The organism is Microbacterium sp. ARD32, assembly GCF_031844385.1.
Classification (GTDB): Bacteria; Actinomycetota; Actinomycetes; order Actinomycetales; family Microbacteriaceae; genus Microbacterium.
This window is the reverse complement of the sequence record NZ_JAUZVD010000001.1, coordinates 381,755-400,006: the sequence shown is the minus strand read 5'-3', so window position 1 is coordinate 400,006 and position 18,252 is coordinate 381,755. Positions and strand designations below refer to the sequence as shown.

General features: G+C 67.5%; 17 protein-coding genes. 15 read left to right on the top strand and 2 right to left on the bottom strand.

Translation table 11 applies throughout. The features are described from left to right. Position 1 precedes the first annotated feature (1 nt). The 14 genes from fliO (at position 2) to Q9R19_RS01780 (ending at position 14,403) form a co-directional block, all read left to right on the top strand. Positions 2 to 448 (top strand): flagellar biosynthetic protein FliO, encoded by a 447-nt coding sequence (gene fliO / locus Q9R19_RS01845; RefSeq protein WP_311255844.1) that lies wholly within the window; start codon positions 2 to 4, stop codon positions 446 to 448. After that, the gene (fliP, locus tag Q9R19_RS01840) at positions 445 to 1,416 is read left to right on the top strand and encodes a flagellar type III secretion system pore protein FliP (RefSeq protein ID WP_396653434.1); all 972 of its coding nucleotides are present in this window, start codon (positions 445 to 447) and stop codon (positions 1,414 to 1,416) included. Before fliO ends, fliP begins: the two co-directional genes overlap by 4 nt. Then, positions 1,413 to 1,688: a flagellar biosynthesis protein FliQ gene (gene fliQ, locus Q9R19_RS01835; protein WP_311254643.1), complete on the top strand. Its 276-nt coding sequence runs from the start codon at positions 1,413 to 1,415 to the stop codon at positions 1,686 to 1,688. Before fliP ends, fliQ begins: the two co-directional genes overlap by 4 nt. Position 1,689: 1 nt before the next feature. Then, positions 1,690 to 2,451, top strand: coding sequence for a flagellar biosynthetic protein FliR (locus Q9R19_RS01830; protein WP_311254642.1), 762 nt, complete (start codon positions 1,690 to 1,692; stop codon positions 2,449 to 2,451). Then, complete coding sequence (locus tag Q9R19_RS01825; RefSeq protein WP_311254641.1) at positions 2,448 to 3,530, top strand: EscU/YscU/HrcU family type III secretion system export apparatus switch protein; 1,083 nt, start codon at positions 2,448 to 2,450, stop codon at positions 3,528 to 3,530. Before Q9R19_RS01830 ends, Q9R19_RS01825 begins: the two co-directional genes overlap by 4 nt. 31 nt (positions 3,531 to 3,561) lie before the next feature. Then, positions 3,562 to 5,631, top strand: a complete 2,070-nt coding sequence (locus tag Q9R19_RS01820) for a flagellar biosynthesis protein FlhA (protein ID WP_311254640.1) — start codon at positions 3,562 to 3,564, stop codon at positions 5,629 to 5,631. 9 nt (positions 5,632 to 5,640) lie between these two features. Further along, positions 5,641 to 5,883 (top strand): carbon storage regulator CsrA, encoded by a 243-nt coding sequence (gene csrA / locus Q9R19_RS01815; RefSeq protein ID WP_311254639.1) that lies wholly within the window; start codon positions 5,641 to 5,643, stop codon positions 5,881 to 5,883. A 159-nt stretch (positions 5,884 to 6,042) separates the two neighbouring features. After that, positions 6,043 to 6,486, top strand: coding sequence for an adenylyltransferase/cytidyltransferase family protein (locus tag Q9R19_RS01810; protein WP_311254638.1), 444 nt, complete (start codon positions 6,043 to 6,045; stop codon positions 6,484 to 6,486). Positions 6,487 to 6,722: 236 nt separating this feature from the next. Further along, entirely contained in the window at positions 6,723 to 8,255 is a 1,533-nt protein-coding gene (locus Q9R19_RS01805) for a sugar transferase (RefSeq protein ID WP_311254637.1), read from the top strand. 4 nt (positions 8,256 to 8,259) lie between these two features. Beyond that, entirely contained in the window at positions 8,260 to 9,450 is a 1,191-nt protein-coding gene (locus tag Q9R19_RS01800) for a glycosyltransferase (protein WP_311254636.1), read from the top strand. Beyond that, positions 9,447 to 10,622: a glycosyltransferase family 4 protein gene (locus tag Q9R19_RS01795; RefSeq protein WP_311254635.1), complete on the top strand. Its 1,176-nt coding sequence runs from the start codon at positions 9,447 to 9,449 to the stop codon at positions 10,620 to 10,622. The genes Q9R19_RS01800 and Q9R19_RS01795 overlap by 4 nt, the downstream gene beginning before the upstream one ends. Before the next feature lie 9 nt (positions 10,623 to 10,631). Further along, on the top strand, positions 10,632 to 11,735 hold the full coding sequence (locus Q9R19_RS01790; protein ID WP_311254634.1) for a polysaccharide pyruvyl transferase family protein: 1,104 nt from the start codon (positions 10,632 to 10,634) through the stop codon (positions 11,733 to 11,735). Beyond that, on the top strand, positions 11,732 to 12,943 hold the full coding sequence (locus tag Q9R19_RS01785) for a Coenzyme F420 hydrogenase/dehydrogenase, beta subunit C-terminal domain (protein WP_311254633.1): 1,212 nt from the start codon (positions 11,732 to 11,734) through the stop codon (positions 12,941 to 12,943). The genes Q9R19_RS01790 and Q9R19_RS01785 overlap by 4 nt, the downstream gene beginning before the upstream one ends. Further along, positions 12,943 to 14,403 (top strand): lipopolysaccharide biosynthesis protein, encoded by a 1,461-nt coding sequence (locus tag Q9R19_RS01780; RefSeq protein WP_311254632.1) that lies wholly within the window; start codon positions 12,943 to 12,945, stop codon positions 14,401 to 14,403. Before Q9R19_RS01785 ends, Q9R19_RS01780 begins: the two co-directional genes overlap by 1 nt. 14 nt (positions 14,404 to 14,417) lie before the next feature. Here Q9R19_RS01780 and Q9R19_RS01775 read toward each other — a convergent pair whose 3' ends face one another. Then, a complete protein-coding gene (locus Q9R19_RS01775) occupies positions 14,418 to 15,779 on the bottom strand; it encodes a polysaccharide biosynthesis tyrosine autokinase (RefSeq protein ID WP_311254631.1) in 1,362 nt (453 codons plus the stop codon). After that, positions 15,776 to 17,053, bottom strand: a complete 1,278-nt coding sequence (locus Q9R19_RS01770) for a hypothetical protein (protein WP_311254630.1) — start codon at positions 17,051 to 17,053, stop codon at positions 15,776 to 15,778. The genes Q9R19_RS01775 and Q9R19_RS01770 overlap by 4 nt, the downstream gene beginning before the upstream one ends. Before the next feature lie 221 nt (positions 17,054 to 17,274). Here Q9R19_RS01770 and Q9R19_RS01765 point away from each other — a divergent pair, with 221 nt between their 5' ends. After that, positions 17,275 to 18,243 (top strand): acyltransferase family protein, encoded by a 969-nt coding sequence (locus Q9R19_RS01765; RefSeq protein WP_311254629.1) that lies wholly within the window; start codon positions 17,275 to 17,277, stop codon positions 18,241 to 18,243. Positions 18,244 to 18,252: the final 9 nt, after the last annotated feature.

Here is an 18,252-nt window from a genome sequence, read left to right as displayed (position 1 = left end):
CCTGGACGATCTGCTTCTCCTCCTACGCGTCGCCCTGTCGCTGGCGGCGGTGCTCGGGCTGCTCTGGTACGTGCAGCGCCGGGTGGGGAAGCGGATGCAGCGGCGTCGCGACGACGCCGAGATCTCGGTGATCGGCCGGCAGGCCCTGGGGTCGAAGGCACAGCTGGTGATCGTCGAGACCGACGACCGCAGGTATGTGCTGGGCGTGACCGAGCACGGCGTGAACGTCATCGACAGCCTGCCCGCCAGCCACGTCACCCGGCCGCTGCGGAGCGAGGTGCACACCGATTTCGAGAGCCTCCTCTCCGAGGAGCAGCAGGCGGCGGGCGCCGAGTCGCAGTCATTGCGCCGGCATCGCCGGCCGGCTCGGCCCGATCAGCTGAGCGGCTCGATCCTGTCCCCGCAGACCTGGCGGCAGACCGCCGACTTCCTGCGACGCGGGCGATGAACGTCCGTCCGGTCACGGCCCGCCCGCTGACAGCAGGCCCGGTGAGAGCGGGCTCGGTCACCGCCCGCCTGCTGCGGATGCCGGGGATGCACGGGATGCTGCTGCTGATCTGCGCGACGCTGCTCGCTGCAGGCGCGGTGCTCGGCACCGGCGTGGGCGCTCAGGCACTGGCCGAGTCGTCGCCGGTCACCGCAGCGACGGCCCACGCAGACGCATCATCCATGGCATCCGCGGTCCCGACCGCCACGGCGCCGGACGACCCAGACGCCCCCACTCCCCCGACGCCGCCCGACGGCGAGGGCATCACGATCGGCATCAACGGCCTGGACGGCACGCCGTCCGCCTCGATCCTCACCCTGCTGGGCATCACGCTGCTGTCGGTCGCACCTGCGCTGCTGCTGATGATGTCGTCGTTCACGAAGATCTTCGTGGTGCTCGCGATGACGCGCAACGCGCTGTCGCTGCCCAGCATCCCCCCGAACCAGGTGCTCGCCGGACTGTCGCTGTTCCTGTCGCTGTTCATCATGTGGCCGGTGCTGACCGACATCAATCAGAGCGCCGTGCAGCCGTACATCGACGGGTCGATCACGTTCACGCAGGCGATCGACCTCGGTCAGCCGCCGCTGCGGGACTGGATGCTGCGCTTCACGCGCGAAGAGGATCTCGCGCTGATGACGCGGATGGCATCGCAGCCCAACCCGGACGATGCGCAGAGCGTGCCGATGTACACCCTGATCCCCGCGTTCATGATCTCGGAGCTGCGCGCCGCATTCATCATCGGGTTCGTGATCTTCGTGCCCTTCCTGGTGATCGACCTCGTCGTCGCCGCGGCGCTGATGTCGATGGGCATGATGATGCTGCCGCCAGTGATGATCTCGTTGCCCTTCAAGATCCTGCTGTTCATCCTCGTCGACGGGTGGGGGCTCATCATCCGCACCCTGCTGGAGAGCTACGGGGGTGCGGGATGAGTCCGGAGGCGGTGCTCGACATCGGCATGGAGGGCCTGCTGGTGGCGGCGAAGCTCGCCGCTCCGCTGCTGATCACGGCGCTGGTGGTGGGCTTCGCGATCTCGCTGCTGCAGTCCATCACGCAGGTGCAGGAGGTGACGCTGTCGTTCGTGCCGAAGATCGTCGCCGTCGGGATCGCGCTGCTCATCGCCGGCAACTGGATGATCTCCGAGATCGTGCAGTTCACCCACACGATGTTCGACCGCATACCCCAGCTGCTGAGCGGCGGCTGAGGTGAACATCCCGATCGACTTCGCGTGGCTCGAGGCGACGATGCTCGCCGGCGTGCGCACCACGGCGTTCGTGATGATCGCCCCGCCGTTCTCATACGGGGCCATCCCGGCGCGCATCAAGGCAATGCTCGCCATGGCGCTGGCACTCGCGATGTCCGGTGCGGTCTCGCCCGGCTACGCGAGCCTGGACACCGGTCCGTTCTTCGCCGCGCTCACGCTGCAGGTGCTCACCGGCGCGGTGCTGGGCTTTCTCGTGCTGGTGTGCTTCTCGGCGGTGCAGGCGGCGGGCAGCCTGATCGACGTGTTCGGCGGCTTCCAGATGGCGCAGGCGTTCGACCCGCTGGCCTCGATCAACGGCGCGCAGTTCACCCGGCTGTTCCAGATGACGGCGCTCGCGCTGCTGTTCGCCTCGGGCGGCTACCAGGTGGTGCTCGCCGGCCTGGCGCGCAGCTTCGACGTCATCCCCGTGGACGGTCTGCTGTCGCTGGTCTCGCCGGCGCAGCTGCTGGTCGACGGAGTCGTGCAGCTGTTCCTCGCGAGCGTGCAGATCGCCGGTCCGCTGATCCTCGTGCTCTTCCTCGCGGATGCCGGCCTCGGCCTGATCACCCGTGTCGCGCCCGCGCTGAACGCGTTCGCGATGGGCTTCCCGATCAAGATCCTGCTCACCCTCGTGCTGGTCGGCTTCACGTTCGTGGCGCTGCCGGGCATCGTCGACGCGCTGGTGTCGCAGGCCGTGCACCTGATGCAGGGGGTGCACCAGTGAGCGACAGCGGCGAGCGCAATCAGAAGGCCACCGACAAGCACCTGCGCGAAGCGCGCCAGAAGGGCAAGCTTTCACGCAGTCAGGACCTGACCGCCTGGCTGGGGATCGGGGCGGCGGCGATCACCATGCCGGCGGCGATGGCGGCCGGGGCCGCGGCGGGAACCGAGCAGCTCATCTCGCTGCCGGGCATCATGCGCGCCCCCTCCCCGGATGCGGCCCTGGGCGTGCTCGGACTCGGGCTGGGATCGGTGCTGCCCACGCTGGGCACCCTGCTGACCAGCGTCGTGATCGTCACTCTGCTCGGCGCCGTCGTGCAGGGCGGGGTGCGGACGCGGAAGCTCTCGGGCCGCTACGAGCAGTTCAACCTCGTCAACGGCCTCAAGCGCATCTTCGGCCTGCAGTCGCTGTGGGAAGGCGCGAAGGCGCTGCTGAAGACCGCCGCCATCGCGATCGCCCTCTGGGCCGTGATCTCCACGCTGATCCCGGTCCTCTCGGCGAGCGGCGCGCATTCGGTGACGCGGCTGCTCGGCACGGCCGCCGAGGGCACAGCCGCGCTGCTGCAGGTGGCGATCATCGTCGGTCTGGGCCTGGCAGCGATCGACATGTTCGTGGTGATGCGCCGCAACAGGAAGCACACCAGGATGACGCATCGCGAGGTCACCGACGAGCACAAGAACTCCGAGGGCGACCCGCTGATCCGCCAGCAGCGCAGATCACGGCAGCTGGCGATGAGCCGCAACCGCATGATCGCCGCGGTGGCCGGCTCGGATGTCGTGCTGGTCAACCCCACGCACGTCGCCGTCGCGCTGCGCTACGAGGTGGGCCGGGCGGCGCCGAAGGTGGTCGCGAAGGGCAAGGGCGTGGTCGCCGAGAAGATCCGCGAGCGCGCGCTCGAATCGGGCGTGCCGATGGTGCGCGACATCCCGCTCGCGCGGGCGCTGCACGCGGCCTGCGAGCTGGGGCAGGAGATCCCCGCAGAGCTGTACACGGCCGTGGCCCGGGTGCTGGTGTTCGTCGACATGCTGCGGCGGCGCGGTTCGGCGCGTGGCGTGCACTCGCTGCCGGTGACGACGGCGTGATGGGAGAGGCCGCTATGACGAGGAGGACCGCATGCGCGGAGTGCTGAACAGGATCGTGGTGCCGATCGCGGTGGTGGGCATCATCATGCTGCTGGTAGTGCCGGTGCCGCCGGTGCTGCTTGATCTGCTGATCATCCTGAACATCCTGTTCGCCCTGGTGATCCTGCTGAACACGATGTTCATCCGCAAGCCGCTGGACTTCTCGGTCTTCCCGTCGCTGCTGCTGGTGGCGACACTGTTCCGGCTGGGGCTGAACGTGGCATCCACCCGGCTCGTGCTGGGCGAGGCGTACGCCGGGCAGGTGATCGAGGCGTTCGGAACCATCGCGGTGGGCGGGTCGCTGATCATCGGCGCGGTGATCTTCCTGATCCTGGTGGTCATCCAGTTCGTCGTGGTGACCAAGGGCGCCGAACGCGTCGCCGAGGTCGGCGCCCGGTTCACGCTGGATGCCATGCCCGGAAAGCAGATGGCGATCGACGCCGACCTTAACGCAGGGCTCATCACCGACTCGCAGGCGCGCGAGCGCCGCGCGGAGGTAGCCGCGGAGGCCGACTTCTACGGCGCGATGGACGGCGCCTCGAAGTTCGTGAAGGGCGATGCGATCGCCGGCCTGGTGATCATCATCATCAACATCGTCGGCGGCATCGCGATCGGCATGGTCTCGCACGGCATGTCGATCGAGGAGTCGGTCAGCACGTACAGCCTGCTCACCATCGGCGACGGCCTGGTCACGCAGATCCCGGCACTGCTGATGGCCGTGTCCACGGGCATGATCGTGACCCGCTCGAACGCCGAGGCCGACATGGGCAGCTCCGCGTTCGCGCAGCTGGGCCAGTCGGTGAACGCGTTGAACATCGCCGGGTGCGCGGCGATCGTGATGGGCTTCATCCCCGGAATGCCCATCCTGCCGTTCCTCGTCGTCGGCGCCCTGCTGATCCTGGCCGCACAGCGCGTCAAGGCGACGCAGGCCACCGCCGCCGCCGCCGAGGAGGCGCCCGCCGAGACGTCGACGGCGGACACCCCGGAAGACCTCATGGAGCGGATGCGGGTGCACGCGCTGGAGATCCAGCTGTCCTCCGACGTGGTCGACCTCGTCACCGGCGGACCGGACGATCTTCTCGCCCGCGTCAAGGCGCTGCGCCGGCGCATCGCGCTGGAGCTGGGTCTGGTCGTGCCGCCGGTGCGCACCCGCGACAGCGTGGAGCTGCCCGCGTCGACCTACGTCATCCGCATCGCCGGCGTCGAGGCCGGCCGCGGCGTCGTGCCGCCCGGGCGTCTGCTGGCACTCGGGGCAGGACTGGACGCGCTGCCCGGAGTGGCCGTGCACGATCCGGTGTTCGGCCTGGAGGGCAAGTGGATCCCGGTGGAGATGCGGCACAGCGCCGAGCTCGCCGGGGCGACGGTCGTCGACCGCGCCAGCGTGGTCGTCACGCACCTGTCGAGCGTGATCCATGCCGGCGCTGCACGTCTGCTGAGCCGCGAGGACGTGCGTCAGCTGACCGACGCGCTCAAGCAGGTGTCGCCCGCGGCGGTGGAGGAGCTGACTCCGGCGCTGCTGTCGCTGGCCGAGGTGCAGCGGGTGCTGCAGGCGCTGCTGGCCGAGCGGGTGCCGATCAATGACCTCAGCCGCATCTACGAGGCGCTCGCCGTGCGCGCCAAGATCTCGACCGATCCGGAGGGCCTGGTCGAGGCCGCCCGCGCGGCGCTCGGCCCCGCCATCGCCGCGCGCTTCGCCGAGGACGGCAAGCTGCGCGTGATCATGATCAACCCGCTGCTGGAGCAGGCGATGCTGGAGAGCCTGCGGATGGGCGACGAGGGTCCGCAGATCGTGTTCGAGCCCGACCGGATGGAGGCGGTGGTCGAGTCTGTGCGTCAGGCGGTGATCGCGGCGTCCGCCGGCGACGGCGGCGAACCGGTGCTGGTGTGCGCGCCGACGCTGCGCGCGGCAGTGCGGCGGATGGTGTCGGCGCAGACCGACGGGCTGCCGGTGCTGTCATACACCGAGGCCGGCGGGGCCGGCGCGTTCGCCATCGAGACGGTCGGCGTGGTGCGCGATGCTCCTCAGTCCGCCGTGACGGGCCTGGTGGGCCCCGCCGGGTAGGCTGATCGGATGCTGGTGTTGACGAGGCGGATCGGTGAGAGCCTGCTGATCGGCGACGATATCGAGGTGACGCTGCTCGATATCAAGGGCGACAGTGTGCGCATCGGCATCAACGCCCCGCGCGAGACCCGCATCCAGCGCGCCGAGATCGTGCAGGCGGTGGTCGCGGAGAACACTGCGGCGGCGTCGGATGCCGACGCCGAGACGGTTGATGCGATCTTGGCGGCGGTGCGGCATGCCCGGCGGCAGTAGCACGCTCCCGTCGTTGCGACGAGCATACGGGTCCGCCACGCCGGGAAATCCATCATTGCGCTACGCGGGTAGAATCCAGTAGGCTTCGAGACGCGGCACTGGGAGCCGCGAGGTGGATGGGGATCCGCCTACTCTGGGGAATATCGATCTGGGGAGATCATGGGGACGCGCGTCGGCTATGCCGCTGGAGCATTCGACCTTTTTCACGTCGGGCATCTGAACATTCTTCGTCACGCCCGGCAGCACTGCGACCGCCTTGTCGCCGGCGTCGTGAGCGATGAGATGCTCCGCCAGGTCAAGGGCATCGAGCCCGTCATCCCGACCGCCGAGCGCGCCGAGATCGTGCGCAGCATCCAGTACGTCGACGACGTCTACATCGAGACCGACCCGAGCAAGCTCGAAGCCTGGAACGATGTGCGCTTCACGCACTTCTTCAAGGGCGACGACTGGCGGGGCACAGAGAAGGGTCTGCGCCTGGAGCGGGAGTTCGCCGTCGTCGGTGTAGAGGTCGTGTACTTCCCGTACACGGCGCACACATCGAGCACCGCGCTGCGACGCGCGCTCGACACCATCTCGCAGAACGCTCTGGCGGTGGCTCGATGAACCGCCGCGAGAACCGCGCTCCCCCGGATCGCTGATCGGGGCACAGGCGTGGATGCCGCTGGGGAGCTGCATCCACTCTCCGTGATCTGGGGTCACGGACCACGCACCGTGGGGACGGTGCACTCGAAGTCCCACTGCCTTCGGGCAGTGGGACTGGGGTTTGAAGAATCTGGGGAATCTGGGGAAACAATGTCGCACTGGGGTTTGCGCACATCACGGGCTCGCGGAGTCGCAGCATGACTTCTGTAGAAGAGGTCTTCGAGCTGCAGCGGGGCACGACGGTCACCCGTCCTGCCTCCACTCCGCGAGCCCGGCGCGCGATGCCCGACACGCTCGTGGCACCGCGCGCGACCACCACGCTGGAGCAGCGCCGACGTTGGGAGCGGCGTTACAAGATGCTTCTGCACCTCACGGATGCCGGCATGATCGCCCTCGCAGTGGGCGTGACCGCTGTCATCCAGCTCCAGCTGGGGGCTCCCCTGCTCGACACCGCACTGCGCGCATCCCTTCTGTGCGCTCTGTGGCTGGCGATGCTGGGTGGCACCCACACGCGCGATGCTGCACTCTTCCGTCCCAGCGTGGCAGAGTACCGCGGCGTCGCGCACGCCACCGGCTTGGCATTCGGCGCTCTCGCCATCGGCGACGCGCTCCTGAGCCTGCATGGAATGCAGTTGCTCCTGCTCGTCGCCCTCCCCTCAGGGCTGGGGCTGCTGATGCTGAGCCGGTGGTCCTGTCGTCGGTGGCTGACCGTGCAGCGCGGACGCGGACGGTTCTCGTCGCGCACGCTGGTGGTCGGCAACCGGGAGGACGTCGAGTACGTGGTCACCAAGCTGAGTCGCTCGCGCGCCGCGGGCTTCGGCATCGTCGGGGTGACCCTGCTCGACGGCAACGCGCGCGAGATCGTGGTCGACGACGCCGCCTATCCGGTGCTCGGCAACGTGAACGTGGTGGCGAGGACGGCGGCCGAGCTGGGCGCCGACACCATCGTCGTGGCCAGCCGGCCCAGCGGTGACGCGGAGTTCGTCAAGCGGCTCAGCTGGCAGCTGGAAGGAACCGCCGCCGAGCTCGTGCTCTCCAGCCGGCTGGCCGACGTGGCCGGCCCCCGGCTGTCCTTCGAGGCGCTCGACGGATTGCCGCTGATCCGCGTGGAGATCCCGTCGTACTCGGGCGGCCAGCACATCGTCAAGCGCGCGCTCGACGTGGTCGTGGCCGGCCTCGCGCTCATTCCGATCGCCGTCATCTATCCGCTGCTCGCGCTGCTGATCAAGGCGGACTCGCCCGGACCGGTCTTCTTCTTCCAGGAGCGGGTCGGTCGCGACGGGCGGCTGTTCAAGATGGTGAAGTTCCGCTCGATGCGCACGGATGCCGAGCAGCAGCTCGCGCTGCTGCAGGAGCAGAACGAAGGCGCAGGCGTGCTGTTCAAGATGAAGGACGACCCGCGCGTGACGCGTGTGGGACGCATCCTGCGCAAGTTCTCGCTGGACGAGCTGCCGCAGTTCTGGAACGTGCTCATCGGCGACATGAGCGTCGTGGGCCCGCGCCCTCCGCTGCCCCGCGAAGTGACCGACTACGAGACGGAGGTGTTCCGCCGCCTGTACATCAAGCCCGGCATCACCGGCCCGTGGCAGGTGTCTGGACGCAGCGACCTGTCGTGGGACGAGAGCGTGCGGCTGGATCTGCGGTACGTGGAGAACTGGTCGGTGCTGAACGACCTGCAGATCATGTGGCGCACCGCGAAGGTCATGCTGCAGCCGAGCGGGGCATACTGATCTGATGAGGACAGGGGATCACCTCACCATCGCGATGGTGGGGACCAGGGGCGTGCCCGCCGCGTACGGCGGGTTCGAGACCGCCATCGAAGAGGTCGGCAGGCGCCTGGCCGAACGCGGGCACGAGGTGGTCGTCTACACGCGCGGCTCGCAGAGCACCGCGAAGGAGTACCTCGGGATGCGGGTGGTGCATCTGCCCGCCGTGCCGGTCAAGCAGATCGAGACGCTCAGCCACACCGGCCTGTCCACCGTGCACCTGATGACGCGGCGCCGGCCCGACGCGGCTTTCGTGTTCAACGCCGCCAACTCGCCGTTCGTGCCGCTGCTGCGCCTGCGGCGGGTTCCGACCGCGCTGCACATGGACGGCCTCGAGTGGCGCCGGTCGAAGTGGGGGCCGCGCGGCCGGGCGTACTACCGCTGGGCCGAGCAGTTCGGTGTGCGCACGGCGGATGCCCTGATCGCCGACGCACCAGGCATCGCCGACTACTACACGCACCAGTTCGGCGTGCCCACCGAGCTGATCCGGTACGGGGCGCCGATCCTGAACAGCTCCCCCGGCCGCTCGCTGGCCGAGTACGGCGTCGAGCCGGGCGGCTACCACCTGGTCGTCGCGCGCTTCGAGCCCGAGAACCATGTGCTCGAGATCGTGGAGGGCTACCACCGCAGCAGCGCGACGAAGCCGCTGCTCGTGGTGGGATCGGCACCGTACAGCGCCGAGTACACCGACCGGATCGCGGCGATCGCGGCATCCGACCCCCGCATCCGCCTGCTCGGCGGCGTCTACGACCAGGAACTGCTCGACACCCTGTACGCCGACGCGATGACGTATGCGCACGGGCATTCCGTGGGCGGCACCAACCCGTCGCTGCTGCGCGCCATGGGCGCCGGCACCGCGGTGATCGCGTTCGACGTGCCCTTCAACCGCGAGGTGCTCGACGAGCAGGGCTGGTTCTTCCGCACCCCCGACGACGCCGCGGCGGCGTTCAGCGCCGCGGAGGCGTCGCCGGAGCGCGTGCAGGAGCTGGGGCGGATGGTGCGCGAGAGCGCGGGCCGCCGGTTCCGCTGGGATGACGTGGCGCGGGCGTACGAGGAGCTCGCGCACCGGCTCGCACGCGGCTCATCCGTACACGGCAGCGCACGCCGCGCGAAGCGGCGGGCGGAGGAGTGGGAGTTCGCCGGCGGGGTACCGCGATGAGCGTCCCGCAGACCGTGCTCGTCGTCCACCCGGGCGCCGAGCTGTTCGGCTCGGACCGCATGGCGCTGGAGAGCGTTATCGGCTTTCGCGAGACAGGGGCGCGCGTGGTGGTGGCGCTGCCCTCGCTGGGTCCTCTCGTCGACGAGCTGCGCGCCGCGGGGGCTGACGTCGTGATCGTGCCGATGCTCGTGCTGCGCAAGTCTCTGCTCAAGCCCCGCGGCTGGCCGACGCTGCTGAGCAGCGCACTGCGCGGTCTGAGAGCGGCCTGGCGCCTGATCGGCCGCGTCCGACCGGATGCGGTCTACGTGTCGACCATCATCGTTCCGCAGTGGCCCGTCATCGCGCGGCTCCGCCGTGTGCGTGTCGTGAGTCACGTGCACGAGGCGGAGGCATCCGGCAGCCGCCTGATCAACGCCGCGCTGTACCTGCCGCATCTGGCCGCGAACCGCGTGATCGCCAACAGCCGGTACACACTCGAGACCATCCGTGCAGCTCTTCCCGCGCTCGCCCACAGCTCGGCGATCATCCACAACGGAGTGGCGTCGCCGGATGATCCCGTTGCGCCGCGTGATCGGCTCGACGGGCCCCTCCGCATTCTGTATGTCGGTCGTCTGTCACCACGCAAGGGCGTCGACCTCGTGATCGACGCCGCCGCCATGCTCCACGCCGGAGGGCGCGAGGTGGCCGTCACTCTGGTCGGTGCGGTCTTCGACGGATACGAATGGTACGAGGAGCAGCTGCGCGAGCAGGCTCGCTCCTCTGGAGTCGACGTCGACTTCGCCGGGTTCCATCCTTCGATCTGGCCTTTCCTGGCCGACGCCGACGTGCTGGTGGTGCCCTCTCGCGGCGACGAGTCCTTCGGGAACACGGTCGTCGAAGGCGTGCTCGCACTTCGCCCGGTCGTCGTGAGCGATGCCGGTGGGGCGTCCGAAGCCGCCGGCGACTACATCACCGCCGAAGTCGTGCCCGTCGACGACGCAAAAGCCATCGCCGACGAACTGACAGAATTCGCTGCACACTGGAGTCAGCTCATCGCCGGCGTCGCGGATAGCCGTCGACAAGCCCTCCGACGCCATTCGCCAGATGTGTACCGCATCGTAGTGGCCGCAGCGCTGCAGCCCGCGGCCCATGCCGGCTCCGACCACACCTCGCTTGCCGATCGCAGAACCTGATTGAGAAGAATGTCGACCACCTCTCCCATGCCCGAACGAATCCTCGTCCTGTGGGCAGACGAATCGTCACCGAACCTCGGAGTTGCAGTGCTCGCCCGCGGATCGCGAGATCTGCTGCGCCGCGCTTACCCCCACGCAGAATTCACGTTCGCCAACTTCGGCAGCGCTCCGCGCCAGATCCCCTGGGGAGCACCGCGGTCTTTGGTACGTGAGCGCCTTCTGCCCAGATTCGGGATGCAGAAGTACTTCGCGGACTTCTCGCTGATCTGGGACACCCGATCAGGCGATAGCTTCGCCGACATCTATGGCTTGCGAAGGCATCTCACGATGGGTCTCGTGCACGAGTTCGCCAGCGAAGCTCGCACGCCGATCGCGATGGCACCGCAGACGATCGGGCCTTTCAACACCAGACGTGGCCGCGCCCTTGCACGCAGAAACCTGGCCCGCTCACGTTTCGTGTTCTCACGCGATCCGGAAAGCACTCGAGTCTCCGCAGAGCTGGGGCGCACGCCCGACCTGACCACAGCCGACCTCGTGTTCGCGATCGATCAACCCGCGGTCGGACAGACGCGCGACGTACTCGTCAACGTCAGCGGTCTGCTCTGGAATGACAATCCTCACGTGCCGGCGGATATCTATCGTCGTGTCATCACCGAGACTGTCGAGCATCTGCGAGCGGCTGGCCGCGAGGTTGCACTGCTCGCCCACGTGCTCGACTCGCCGATGGCTGACAACGACGTGCCAGCCATTCGCTCACTCGCCGCGCAACTGGGCGAAGACATCGAGCTCGTCGTCCCCACAAGCCTGGACTCGGTTCGCGAGACGATCGCAGGAGCGCGGGTCGTTGTGGGATCGCGTATGCATGCCTGCCTCAACGCGCTCTCAGTCGGCGTTCCCGCCGTTCCACTCGCCTACTCACGAAAGTTCGCTCCCCTCCTCAACTCGGTGGGCTGGACGACCGGGTTCGATCTGCGCACCGACGACGCGGACACGCTGCCTCGACGAGTCGAGACGGCTGTCGCGCAGGTCGACAGGAGCGCGGCTCAGCAAGCAGCTGCCACGGGAAGACGCACCCTGGATGACATCGTCGCCCTCCTGGGAGCGGCCGGATGACAACCCTGGAGAAAGCAATCGACGACGTGCTGCGGCGCGACGCCTGCAGCGGTTGTGGCCTTTGCGCCCGCCTCGACACCGCTGTGCAGATGCGCCTCGACGACCGCGGGTATCTGCGTCCGCAGGTTGAGGGGGAGTCTCGACCGGTTCCCGACGCTGTGCGCATCTTCGAGCGAAGCTGCCCAGGTGTCACTGTCTCAGCACCGAGCGTCAGCCGATCGTCGACACCGCACCGTCTCCTCGGCCGCTACGAGGGCATCTGGCGGGCTCATGCGACCGACCCCGAAGTTCGCAGAGCGGGCAGCAGCGGAGGCGTGCTGACGGCTTTGCACCAGTGGCTGCTCTCACAAGACCGCGCCGCGAGGATCACAGGTGCCGCTGCAGCCGAGAAGGAGCCGAGGCGCACGGTGCCCGTCACGATCATGACGCGGGATCAGGCCCTCGCCGCGGCCGGCTCCCGATACGCCCCAGTGGCGGCGCTGGACAACGCCGACGTACTCAACCCGGGCAGTGCCGTCTGCGGAAAGCCGTGCGAGATCTCTGCTCTTCGCAACGCAGCTCCCGACCTCGTCGACGGCGAAGCACCGCTCATGCTCTCGTTCTTCTGCGCGGGCACGCCCAGCCAGCACGCCACGTCAACGCTGCTCAACGAGCTCGGCGTACCCGATGACCAGCCGGTGGATGCCATGCGCTACCGAGGTGATGGATGGCCGGGACGCTTCTTCGTCCGCTCCGGGAAGCACGCGGCATCCACCGACTACGAGGAATCGTGGGGCCGAGTGCTCGGCCCCACCACGCAGTGGCGCTGCAAAGTGTGCCCGGATGGTGTCGGCGAGTCAGCTGACATCGTCTGCGCGGACTCGTGGCGGACAGACGAGCGAGGCTACCCGGTGTTCTCCGAGGGCGACGGGATGAGCGCACTGATAGCACGCACGCCGCGCGGCCTGCAGGCGATCCGGGATGCCGAGGCCGCGGGGATCATCTCCCTGTCACCGCTGCCGATCCGGGAGCTCGCCGGCGCGCAGCCGTTGCAGGTCAGCAGACGGCGATACCTCTTCGCTCGGCTGCTGGGGTCTCGCCTGGCTGGGCGAAGGCCGCCTCGCTTCCGCGGGTTCGGGCTGCTTCGGCTCGCCGTGCGGCACCCGCTGAAGGCCGCCCGGATCGGACGCGGGACCTTCCAGCGAGTGCGATCGACGCGGAGCCGCTGATGGCTTCGTCACTGGCCCAGGCTGCGGCGAAAGGCGCGCTGTTCACGCTCTCCGCACAGGCGTCGCGCATCATCCTGCAACTCGCCTCCGTGGTCGTGCTCGCTCGAATGCTGTCGCCTCACGACTATGGACTTCTCGCGATCGTGCTGGTGGCCGTCGGATTCGGTGAGATCTTCCGCGACTTCGGTCTGACCTCGGCATCCATCCAGGCACCGGAGCTCACGAATGCGCAGCGGGACAATCTGTTCTGGGTGAACGCGCTGATCGGAGCAGTGCTCGCATCAGCGATGTTCTGCCTGTCGTGGCCGCTCAGCGCGATGACCGCAGAGCCCGATCTGCTCGGCATCACTCAATGGCTCTCACTCACCTTCGTGCTCAACGGGCTGGCAACGCAGCATCGCGCGAATCTGATGAGAGATCTCAAACTGCGAGGACTCGCCGTCGTCGATGTGCTCGCTGCCGCGATCGCACTGGCAGCCGCCATCCTCGCGGCGGCCGCGGGAGTCGGCTACTGGGCGCTGGTGGTGCAGCAGCTGACCACCGGCCTGGTGATTCTCGTAGGGGTGGTGATCGTCGGCAGGTGGCTCCCGCGCGCATACTCCCGTTCCACCTCCATCCGGACTCTGATGAGATTCGGCTGGTCGATCGTCGCGACCAACCTCATCGGGTACGCATCACGACAGGTCGACACGATGGTCGTCGCAATGCGGTTCGGCACCGCCCCGCTCGGCCTCTACAACCGTGCGTACCAGCTCGTCACGACGCCTCTGGGGCAGGTCCGCTCGCCTCTGCAGTCTGTCGCGCTTCCGCTGCTGTCGCGCGTGCAACAGGATGGGCCACGGTTCAACGCCTACGTGATCGCCGCACAGCTCGCGCTGGGATATCTGCTCGGAATCCCCCTCGCCATCGTGGCAGGACTGGCTGAGCCCGTCGTGCGCATCATGCTCGGTGCGGCATGGATCGAAGCGGCGCCGATGATGCAGATGTTCGCCATCGCCGGGCTTCTGACCACCGTGTCATTCGTCGGCTACTGGGTCTACCTCGCCCGCGGCCTGGGAACCCAGCTGTTCCGTTACACGATGGTCACGACTGCGATCAAGATCGTCTGCATCGTGATCGGATCCTTCTTCGGCGTCTTCGGCGTGGCAGTCGCCTTCGCCGTCCACCCTGCGATCGCATGGCCGATCTCGCTGGCCTGGCTCTCCCGTGTGACACCGATGCCGCGCCGGCAGCTCTATCAGGGAGCCTCCCGAATCATCGCCATCACGCTCGCCGCAGGAGCAACCGCGTGGGCGTCGGGCATCCTGACCAACGCGCTGGGAATGTGGGGGCAGGCCGCCATCGGCACCGCAGTTGGTCTCGCTGTCTCCACAGCCTTCTTGGCGTTGCCGGTGTACCGTCGCGACGCGACCTCACTGCTGTCCTTCGTGAGGCTCATGATCAAGCGGGACAGGGCCTGACGCGACCGCCGATCTCACGAGTCGGCAGTGTACAGGTACTTCTCCTTCTTCTGTTCACGCACCTTGTTGAGCACGATCCCGGCGAGGTTCGCGCCGACCGCATGAAGTGCGGTGAGGCAGCGCTCCAGTTGCGCTCTGGTGGTCTTGCGCGTGTTCGTGACGACGATCGTGCTGTCGGCGTACTGGGAGATGATGGTGGCGTCGGCTACGGAGAGCACCGGGGCGGTATCGATGATCAGCAGGTCGTACTGCGCCCGGAGTTCGGCGAGCACCTCGGTCATGCGATGGGAAGCGAGCAGCTGGGCGGGATTCGGCACGCGCTCGCCGGCGACCAGCACATCGAGTTCGGCGGGGATGCTGACGATGGCGTCCTGGAGCTCGATCGAATCGACGAGAACCGTGGAGAGTCCGACGATGTTCTCCAGCCCGAGCACGTGTGCCACGTTGGGTCGCCGAAGATCCGCATCGATCAGGAGCACCCGCTGCCCCATCTCCACGAAGGCGAGCGCGAGGTTGACCGACGAGGTCGTCTTCCCCTCACCCGCGACAGACGATGTCACCGCAAGCGTCTCGATGGGCCGTTCAACGGCGGAGAACTTCAACGCTGACCTCACCTGTCGATGCGCCTCTGCCGCTGAGCCGTTCGGGCTCGACAGGAACGCCGCGGTCTCCCAGCCGCCTCTGCGATAAGGAACCTGACCGAGCACGGGAAGGTCCGTCACCTCGTCAAGCGCCGTGACGGAACGCACCCGGCGGTCCAGCAGCGTCCATACGGTGATCGCGAGCACTGCCAGCAGACCGCCGACGACGATGCCGAGAATCGCATCCTGTGTCTTGTTCGGCGACGACTGGAACGCGGCAGGAACCGCCGGATCGATCACTCTCGCGTCGATCGTCGGTGCACCATCGGTGTCCTTCGGAGCGATCTCGTAGACCGCGTCCGTGAGGTTCTCGGCGACGAGGTTGGCGACCTGAGCTGCCACAGCGGGTTTTGCGGACGCGACGGTGATATCGAGGATGACGGTGTTCTGAGGGATGCTCACCGCCACCATCCGGCGCAGCTGCGTGTCGTCGACCGTGATGTTCTTCCCTGCGAGTTCGTCTTGCACGCCTTCGAGCACGGCGGCGGACTTGGCCAGCTGAGCGAAGGACAGCATCTGGTTCTGCGTGTACGCAGAACCCTGATTGATGTCCGATCCGCTGGTCGCGGAGCGCATTGAGAAATACACGGACGCAGAGGAATGGAACAGGGGCGTCTGCAGTGCGCTGTACCCGTACGCCAGTGCGCCACCGATCACAGCGGCCAGTAGGATCGCCCACCAGAACTGCAGAAGGATGAGCGGAATTCGCGTCGCCGCGCTTTGCGTCTGACTCACGATGCCTCCAGGATCCTGCGGTGCGCGAGTCGGCGTGTCTCCGGCGCCCCCGCAGACCCCCGCCGGGTTTCAAGACTATAGGACGTGACTGCGACTCCCGCGACGAACCACACGAACGGTGCGTACTGCGTGATGAGGGCGACCGTGGCCAGTGCGGGCACCTGACTGAGCACAGCGACAGCAGCGGGGTTGCCCTTTCCGGTGACCACCACCCAGGCGCAGATCCCGAGCATGAGAATGAAGATCGCGAGCGGCAGGAGTCCATGGCGCAGGCCCGTCAGGATGAGTGCGCTGTCGATGGAGCGGAAGCCCCCGTAGTAGTCAGCGCCGTCTGCAGAGACCTCACGAGCGGGGCTGATCCCGATCGCCACCATGTCTCGGATGAGCGGAACGAGATCGGCGCGGTACTCGGCGCTGCCTGAGGCTTCACTGCCGGCATCGTCGAAGACCGTGGCGATGAACGGCAGCGCGATCAGCAGGCCCACGGCAGTGATCGCTACCACGGCGAGTCGGTGCGCCCTGCGCACGTAGCGTCCGAGGAAGAGGAGCGAGAACCCCACCACGAGCAGGATCCCGACCATCCCGATCCGGCTGACGGTCATCACCGCCCCGACGGCGATGGTCACCAGTGCGGGGATCTTCCACCTGAGGTGCCATGGCACGGCGATCGCGAACGCTGTCGAGATCGCAAGGCTCGAACCCAGCGATATCGAATGCCCGAACGCACCCTCCGCTCTGAGCAGACCCCCGCGATACTGCAGGTTGGTCCACATCGCGCCGGCTACGCCGGGCAGCTGGACGAAGAGGTTCTCACCGGTGAGGAACTCGATGATCGCGAGCAGCGCTGCCAGCACCGCTGCCACGGTGATGCAGCTCGCCACCCACTCGAAGCCCACCCGCGCGACCACGATGCGGCCCCAGATGTAGGGCAGCACCCAGGACACCACGGTGTAGGTGATATGTCCCGGCACCGCCCCGAACATTCCACTGACGAAGATGCACAGCACCGCCGTGCCCATCAGAGCGTCGATGATCGACCATTGCCAGCGAGTGTCGAGCATCGACGCCGCGATCGCGACGATCGTGACGGCATCCAGGATGGTGAGGGTGACGCCCTGAACCGTGAAGTTCACATACACCGGCGTGAAGAACAGGGCCGCGCCCCACAGGACCATCGCCCACCGGGAGTCGCGGCGGAACAGCAACCACACAGCGAGAGCGACGTTCAGGCCGATCACCAGTAGCGCGAGGAGTCGCAGGGGGTTGCCGTCCACCGGATCCTCCCCATCGCGTGCTCGCCCGCCCGATCGTGGGCGCATTCATTCAAAGCGTAGTCCGGCGGTGGCTGTAAACTGGCCTGATGGCGGTGGACCCCTGGGGCGGGCCATCACCGATCGCGGAACGCACGAGGGACCGAATCCGCGGAATCCGATAGCCGCACGGGGAATGGCAGGCAATGGGGACGCTGACGACCACCGCTACGCGGATCACATGGATGGATGCAGTGCGAGGCACCGCGATCGTGCTGCTGCTCATCTGGCACGCCAGCGCGGTGCCCGAGCTCTACGGTGTCGACATGCCCAGCGGCATCCGCACCGTCAATGAGTTCTTCATGCCGTATCGGATGCCGACGCTGATGCTGCTCTCGGGCATTCTTCTGGCCAGATCACTCGAGAAGCCCCTTGCGAAGTACTACGCGGGCAAGTTCTCGATGATCCTGTGGCCGTACCTGGTGTGGGTGATCATCGCGAAGATGACTTTCCTCGACATCGAGGGGATGCCCTGGTGGCATTGGCGTGCCTGGTACGCGACCTCGTACCTGTGGTTCCTGTTCTTCATCGGCGTGTACTACCTGATCGCCCCGGCGTTCGCCCGGCTGCCTTCTTGGCTTCCGGCCGCCCTCGCCGTCATCATCGGTGTCATGCTGCCCGCGGGAACGATGGAGCAGCGGATGGCCTACTTCGCGGTCTTCTTCTTCGGCGGGTACTGGCTGGCGAAATTCCCAGACAAGCTGGCGGCCATCATAAACAGCCGCCTCGTCTTCCTAGCGGGGATCCCCGTCGCCGCGCTGGGTCTCGCATCGTGCTTCTGGCCGGAGCAACTGCACTTCGCCGTGTGGACCGCCCCCGCCAGCGTCGCCGGGATGCTGCTGCTGGCGGCGTTGTTCTCCAGACTTACGAGCCGAGGGCGTGGGGCACCTGCGCTGCAGGCATTCGGGCGTTCGTCGTTGATCTACTACGTGAGCCACTTCCCGCTTATGGCGCTGCTCTCGATGTCCGCGCTCGCCCAGCTGGGCGCGGTGCCGCTGGCGGTCCTGAACCTGCTGGCAGCACTCGGCCTCGGCTGGTTCCTCGCCTGGAACAAACAGCGTGCGCCGATCCGCTGGCTCTTCGAAGCACCACGAACAGTCACCCGGGCACTCGAGCGGTCGCTGAACGCACTGTTCAGGCAGAGAGTCGCGTGATCGAACCCC